Origin of the sequence: Kitasatospora cheerisanensis KCTC 2395 (assembly GCF_000696185.1) — a bacterium.
In the GTDB taxonomy this organism is placed as follows: domain Bacteria; phylum Actinomycetota; class Actinomycetes; order Streptomycetales; family Streptomycetaceae; genus Kitasatospora; species Kitasatospora cheerisanensis.
This window is the reverse complement of sequence record NZ_KK853997.1, coordinates 85,612-86,509: the sequence shown is the minus strand read 5'-3', so window position 1 is coordinate 86,509 and position 898 is coordinate 85,612. Positions and strand designations below refer to the sequence as shown.

Sequence of the window (898 nt, the reverse complement as noted above, 5' to 3'; positions counted from 1 at the left end):
CAGGCCGTCGAGTGGGTGGACGACTCGCTGCCGGGACTCGCGTCGGTCGGCGGCCGGTACGACCTGATCCTGCTGACCGCGGTGTGGATGCACCTGGACGCGGGGCAGCGCGCCGCCGCGATGGCCACGCTGGCGCGGCTGCTGGGCGAGGGCGGGCGGATCATCCTCTCGTTGCGGCACGGCCCGGTGCCGGCCGGTCGCCGGATGTTTCCCGTGGACGCGGCGGAGACCGTCGCGCTCGCCCGGTCGCACGGCCTCGTTCCGCTGCACCTGGCCCGGCGCGAGGACCCGCGCGCCCGGGCCGGGGTCAGCTGGACGTACCTGGCGCTTCGGGCCGAGGGCGAGACCGAGGGCGAGGGTGGAGGGCGGAGGGGGCGTCAGTCTTCGCTCCCTGGACGCCGGGTGGGGGATCGCCGTCGATCGCGTGAGCAGGTCGTAAGGTGGGAGGCGCCCGGCGCCCGGCGGGTCGACCGCGCGGCGTCGGCACCCATCACCGGCACGGCCGGACCGGCCGTGCACCGAGGGAAGGACGACCTGCGCCATGGCAGCTGACATCCGGGTGGAGCCCCTGGGCGACCGCGAGTACCTGGTCCGGGTCGAGGAGGGGGCCGCCAAGGTCTCCACCCGGGTCCGGGTCACCGACACGGTGCTCGACCGGACCGGCCTCCCGGAGGCCGAGGAGAGCCGCGTCGTGCACGAGACCGTGGCGATCCTGATCGAGCGTCAGCCGGTGATCGACGTCCCCCCGATGATCGACCTGGACGACCTCGCCGACGCCTACGGCGACAGCTACCTGGAGGAGCTGGGCCGCCGCCTCGGCGGCCACTGACCGGGAACGGCGCACGGCCGGTGCCCGCCCGCTCCGGGCGCGTCGGCCGTTCCGCTGCCCCGCCCCCCT

The 898-nt window shown here is 75.8% G+C and carries 2 protein-coding genes; both read left to right on the top strand.

The window, feature by feature from the left end; genetic code table 11:
* The coding region (locus tag KCH_RS36550) for a class I SAM-dependent methyltransferase (RefSeq protein WP_244305051.1) at positions 1–552 on the top strand (552 nt) is incomplete at its 5' end.
* Positions 542–829: a hypothetical protein gene (locus KCH_RS00450; RefSeq protein ID WP_035858006.1), complete on the top strand. Its 288-nt coding sequence runs from the start codon at positions 542–544 to the stop codon at positions 827–829. The genes KCH_RS36550 and KCH_RS00450, both read left to right, overlap by 11 nt.
* Positions 830–898: the final 69 nt, after the last annotated feature.